Genomic DNA, 5,686 nt, shown 5'->3' with positions numbered 1-5,686 from the left:
GCGGCTTAACGAAGTATAGTTGCAAAGGCCCCATCGGCGTCATCCACTCGATACCGGCACCCGTGCTGTAGCGCTCCTCCTCATTCCAGTCATGATCGCCGATCATTCCGTAGTCAAAAAACGTTACAAAGCGCATTTTAAGCCTATCTACCACCGGAAAGCTTAGCTCAAAGGAGTTATTGAAGCTCTGCATACCGCCTGTTTCGATATAGCGGCAATTATTTGCATTTAAGCAAATCTCTTTTTTCGGGATACTGCGACCTTCGTAGCCTCTAATGCTTTTCATTCCGCCTAGGAATAGCTTTTCGTTGATCGGAATCTTTTTATTACCTTCCCACATATAGCCCGTTGCAGCTTTGTATCTAAAGATAATGTCGTGATCGATATAATCTCGCAAGCCAAAATAGTAGTTAAACGATCCTCGCGCCTTGGTGTAGTCCATATCGCCGCCAAGACCCGCGTATTCTAAGCTAGCACTTGCGATCATACCGCTTCTTGGCAAGTAATAATCATCGGTGCTGTTGTATGTAATAGACGGGATAATCGAGCTTTTTAAATTCTTGCCATCTAGATAGCCTGCTTTGGCGTAATATTCGTTTAAGCCCTTAATCTCGCTTTTTTCGAGATAATACGTAAGGCTTACATCGGTATTACGCCCGATCTTGCGACCGCCCGTGATTGAAAATCCGTAAGATTTCTCATCGTAATCGTCCCAGTCATAGTCATTGGCAAAGATCGATCCGCCCAAGCTATACTCAGAATCAAACACTCTAGGATTGGTTAAGCTCAAGCGTCCGCTTAACTGATCGTCGCTCTTTTCAACCGAGAACGCGCCGTGAAGGCCGGTGCCGAATACGTTACGATCGCTGATACCACCGCTAAGTAAAATTCCATCCTCACTGCCATATCCGATACCACCCGTGATAGAGCCTGTAGGAGCTTCTTTGACTGCGACTTCAAGATCGATCTGATCGTTAGAAACGCGGTTTTCTTTAATCTCCACCTCATCGAAATATCCCGTGCGTTTTAAAGAATTTAACGAATCGTTGTAGTCGGTTTTGCTATATAAATTTCCTTCGGTCAAATACATCTCGCGGCGTATGACCTTGTCCTCGGTCTTATCGTTGCCCGAAATCGTTACGTTTCTAATATAGACTTTATCCTCCGGGATGACTTGATACGTGATAGCGACTGTGCGAGCTTCTTTGTCCTGCTTAGTCTTAGGCACGATGCGCACATAGGCGTATCCCTGATCCGCGACTAAAGTCTCTAGCGTATTCATATCGCGGCGCAAACGCTCGGAATTCATTGTATCGCCCTTTTGAAGCTTAAAATCGTCCAAAACCTTTTCTTTATCAAGCTTGATTATATCTGCAGGATACTCGATATCTACGGAGCTTACGGTGTATTGCTCGCCCTCGCTGATATAGTAGGTAAGATCGGCAGTGTAATTATCCATATCGGCATTAAGTAGCGGCGCCGAAACCTGCGCGTCTAAGTAGCCTTTTTTATAATATTCTTCTTGAATTCTATTTGCGTCGTTAGGAAGCTCGGCGGTTTTTACCTTGCCGTCGTTAAAGCCCCACATCCAGCCTAAAATTTCACGCTCTTTATTGGCGACGGATGGCTCTATATCGCCGTAGTCAAGCTTGTCCGCACCCACCAAATTTACCTTATCGATTATGATATTTTCGCCGCGATTTACCTCGATCGTTAGCAAGATGACCGATTTATCGTCGTTTATCGGCTTTGGATAAAATTCCACCACGGTGTCGAAAAAGCCCTTGACTTCGTAGTATTGCTTGATGCGCGTCTCAGCTTTTTTGACCGCCACCTCGTCGTAAACCTGCCCCGGACGCAGACCGATGAGCTCATTGATCTTGTCGCGGTCGTTGGTGACTACGTTTTTGATCTCGACTTTGGCTATGGTCGGCTTCTCGGTTACGTTGATCGTTACGTCTCCGCCCTGCTCGCTGATATAAACGTCGCTAAAATAGCCCTGTGCGAATAAATTTGAAATCGCGGCGTTGGTATTTTCGCCGGTGATTTGATCGCCTACTTTAAGCCCCGAAATTTGCTGTGCGACCTGCGGAGAGAGGTGTCTAAGTCCTTCAAATTTAATGGATTTGATCTGCGTGGCGCATGCTACGGAAAGCCCGCCTACTAAGAGTAAAAAAACGCTTTTTTTCATAAAATTTTACCTAAAAACGAAAATAATTTGCGTATAATACCACATTAAAATTAAAACTTGCATATATCAAAAAGGAATTTTATGAAGATAGGAATCATCGGTCTAGGTCTCATAGGCGGCTCACTCGGGCTATGTCTGAAGAGTACCAAAATCATCAGCGCCGTCTACGGCTGCGACATCAGCCGCGAAAATGAAAAAGAAGCTCTGCGGCTCGGGCTCGTACATGAAATTTTAAGTCTAGAGCAGATGAAGCAAAGCTGCGACGCGATATTTGTCGCTTAGCTCTTGCGTACCCTGCAAGAGCTAAGCGACTGCAGAAGCGAGACGACGATCATCGATCTGGGAAGCACTAAATTTAAAATTTTGCAAAACTGCCCTCCACAGATCAGACGAAATTTCATCGCAGCTCACCCGATGGCTGGTACCGAAAACTCCGGCCCGCAAGCGGCGTTTAAAGAGCTTTTAAACGGCGCAGTAGTCGTTATCTGCGACGATCACGGCGCGGACGAAGTGCATATCAAACGAGCGGTCGAAATTTTTTCATTCGCGGGGATGAAGATCGTATTTATGGACGCAAAAAGCCACGATCACCACGTGGCGCTCATCTCGCACCTGCCGCATGCGATCAGCTACTCGCTCGTAAATAGCGTGCTAAAAGAGGAAAATCGCCGCAATATTATAAATTTAGCCGGCGGTAGCTTTTCGGGCATGAGCCGTATCGCCAAAAGCTCGCCGCAGATGTGGGTCGATATTTTTAAGCAAAACCGCACGAACCTGCTAAGCGCGATTGATGCTTTTAAAAACGAACTGGATCTTTGCGTGGGGATGATTCGTGACGAGCGCTGGGATGAGCTTGAGGCGTGGATGTATGAAGCGCGTAAGCTAAGGGATATTATTTGAAATTTCACGCGATCTGGCTACGCGACGGACGCTGCAAGAGCACGCCTTTAAATTCTAAAATTTCGCTTTCAAACAGCCCGCACAAATTTAAATTTTAATACGTGCGAGCATGGATGCAAACTCAAAAATCTATGCATTCTTGCGTGAAAATTCTCTTTGAGGGAAATTCCAGCGCGCAAAGCCTCGCCTTCTCGCCCCAGTGCTTTTTATAAACACAGCCCAGATCGATATTTGCGCTAAATTCCGTAATGACGGGCTTTTTTACCGGCGTGTGCCCGTAGACATTAAAAATTCCATCATTCGCGCTATCATCTCCGCGCCCGCTTAGCACGTGAGCGGCGAAGCTCTCCGCACGCGCGGCGTCGTGTCTGAGCCGCCACATACGCCCTACCGCAGAGTGCGATACGACGAGCGCGCGACCACTTTCATCGCGTAAATCATACTCGAGGTAAATCGGCAGCCGCGAGACGAACCGCAGATGCTCCTTGCATTGCTCTACGCCTCCGCGGCGATAATACGATGCCAGCGTCGTCTTGCCGCCATTATTAAACAGCCAGCTTTCGTCCAAGCTAAAAAATGCGTAAAGGTCGTTTGAACTCGTAAATTTGCCCGTCTTTGCGCATCTCAGAGCGGTTTTTGCGTTGCTTACAAAGCGCTTTTCGTGATTGCCCATCACCGCGTCGTATCCTCTTGCTCGCACAAACTCAACCACATCTGCGCTCGCAGGACCTCGGTCGATCAGATCGCCCACGAAGCAAATTTTGCTATCAAATTTATGCGGCAACTGCTCTATCAGAGCCAAAAGTGACCTGTAGCAGCCATGCACATCGCCTATGATGTAGATATTTTGCATAATTTCTCCTTAAATTTTAACGCCCTCGCCTTTTAATGCGCGAGCTGTGATATAAGCGGTAGATAAAAGCTCTGCGCTAAATTTTAAAATTCCGCGCGCTAGGACTTAGGCGGATAAATCTGCTTTAAGACCTCGGCTACGACGATCATAAAAAGAACGATAGATATTAATGCGCTAAGCAATGCGGAATAGAAGTCAACAAGGTGTGTATCCGAAATGCAAACGGCCGCAATTATTATCCCTAAATATGGCGATAGTATCCAAATCGCCACTGTAGGCAAAAATAGATTGACGAAAAAATCAGTGAGCTTACCAAAATCCTTTAACTTTGCGGCAAGCACCGCACAAACCCCGCAGAAAAATATCCACAAAAATAGGAAATATACGCACTTCTGCTGTAGCCATTCTAAGGGATCGTCAAACCGGACGCTAGATGTGTCAAAAATCTGCCCTATAAAAAAGCCCATTAAACTTAAAATGCACATCAAGCAAAAACCCATCGAAAACGCACAGGCTATAATTTTTAAAATAATCATCAGAGTTCCTAAAATTCTAAATTTAGGCGAAAAATTCCTCGATTAGCCGAGTCATTTCGCTCTCAGCGGCGACGTGGTTGATCTGCTCGCGAAAGCTTGCGGCGTTTTCGCGCCCCTTGGAGTATTCGTGCAGATGCTTGCGAAATATCGCTACGCCGTGGCTACCGTAATGGCTTAGCATTTGGGAGAAATGATAAAGCACGACCTCCCTTTTTAGCGCGTCGCTTGCCTGCTTGCCCGTTTTGATCTCGCGAAAGATCCACGGCCTGCCGATTACCGCGCGACCGATCATCAGCGCGTCTGCGCCGCTAAGGTCTCGCACTGCGAGCGCATTGGCGGAGTTTATGTCGCCGTTTGCGATCACTGGGATTTGCAGCGCGCGTTTGGCTCTTGCGATCGCGCCGTAATCCACCGCCGCGCTGTATCCGCCCGCTCTGGTGCGCCCGTGGATGGCGATAAAATCGGCTCCGGCGCTCTGTACGGCACGCGCGATATTTTCGATATCCACGGCGCCAAAGCCCAGCCGCACCTTCGCACTCGTAAATTTTTTGTTCGAATATTTTTTGATCGTCTCGACTAGGCGCGATAGGCGCGGCAGATCAAGCAGCAGCGCCGAGCCGGCACCCTGCTTCACGACTTTAGGAACCGGACAGCCGCAGTTTAGATCGATGCCGTCGATACCGTCAAATTTATTGATGAGCAGAACCGCCTTTTTTATGATTTCCGCATCGCTGCCTGCGATCTGCACGAAAAATGGGGTTTCGGCGGCGTTTTTTTCGAGCATCTTTAGCGTCTTTTCGCCCTCGAAAACAAGGGCGTTTGCGCTTATCATCTCGCTTACGGTCGCGTCGCAGCCGAATTTTTTCACTACGCCCCGCAGCGGCGGATCCGAAAAGCCCGCCAAAGGCGCCAAAAATAGAGGGTCCCTTTTAAAAAAATCTTCCGTCATTTTAAATTCTTATTTCAAATTTGATTTTAGGCTTAGAACTCTCTGCGCTGCGTTTAAATTTTAAAATTTTGCGGTCCTTCTTCAGAAAATTTGAACGCCGAAGCTCGCGTCTTTAAATTTAAAGACCGGAAGGCGAAACGAGCACGCTTTTTCTAAATTTAGGAAATTTAAGCTGAATGAAATTTTGAAATTTTAAAAAGCGTTGTTTCTTTTACGACCGTCGTTTTCATAAAATTTCAAAATTTTAAAATTTCGAC

The 5,686-nt window shown here is 46.9% G+C and carries 4 protein-coding genes and 1 pseudogene; 2 read left to right on the top strand and 3 right to left on the bottom strand.

The window, feature by feature from the left end; translation table 11 throughout:
- The coding region (bamA, locus tag Q0236_RS13065) for an outer membrane protein assembly factor BamA (RefSeq protein WP_297918964.1) at positions 1–2,191 on the bottom strand (2,191 nt) is incomplete at its 3' end.
- 81 nt (positions 2,192–2,272) lie between these two features.
- On the opposite strand from bamA, the pseudogene Q0236_RS13060 reads away from it, so the two are divergent.
- Positions 2,273–3,091, top strand: a pseudogene (locus Q0236_RS13060) (prephenate dehydrogenase).
- A 121-nt stretch (positions 3,092–3,212) separates the two neighbouring features.
- Here Q0236_RS13060 and Q0236_RS13055 read toward each other — a convergent pair.
- Complete coding sequence (locus Q0236_RS13055) at positions 3,213–3,944, bottom strand: metallophosphoesterase (protein ID WP_297918961.1); 732 nt, start codon at positions 3,942–3,944, stop codon at positions 3,213–3,215.
- A gap of 216 nt (positions 3,945–4,160) precedes the next feature.
- On the opposite strand from Q0236_RS13055, the gene Q0236_RS13050 reads away from it, so the two are divergent.
- Positions 4,161–4,526 (top strand): hypothetical protein, encoded by a 366-nt coding sequence (locus tag Q0236_RS13050; RefSeq protein ID WP_297918958.1) that lies wholly within the window; start codon positions 4,161–4,163, stop codon positions 4,524–4,526.
- On the opposite strand, the gene Q0236_RS13045 is transcribed toward Q0236_RS13050, so the two are convergent.
- Positions 4,503–5,429: a tRNA-dihydrouridine synthase gene (locus Q0236_RS13045; protein WP_297918956.1), complete on the bottom strand. Its 927-nt coding sequence runs from the start codon at positions 5,427–5,429 to the stop codon at positions 4,503–4,505. The two genes, Q0236_RS13050 and Q0236_RS13045, sit on opposite strands and share 24 nt — an antisense overlap.
- Positions 5,430–5,686 lie beyond the last annotated feature (257 nt).

This window comes from uncultured Campylobacter sp. (genome assembly GCF_938031315.1).
Taxonomy (GTDB): Bacteria; Campylobacterota; Campylobacteria; order Campylobacterales; family Campylobacteraceae; genus Campylobacter_B.
This window is presented reverse-complemented; position numbering and strand designations above follow the sequence as displayed.

What these genes read in the sequence shown, in the direction of transcription:
- Q0236_RS13055 (WP_297918961.1), bottom strand. Translation starts at nt 3,944, where the DNA reads ATGCAAAATATCTACATCATAGGCGATGTGCATGGCTGCTACAGGTCA.
- Q0236_RS13050 (WP_297918958.1), top strand. Translation starts at nt 4,161, where the DNA reads ATGCAAACGGCCGCAATTATTATCCCTAAATATGGCGATAGTATCCAA.
- Q0236_RS13045 (WP_297918956.1), bottom strand. Translation starts at nt 5,429, where the DNA reads ATGACGGAAGATTTTTTTAAAAGGGACCCTCTATTTTTGGCGCCTTTG.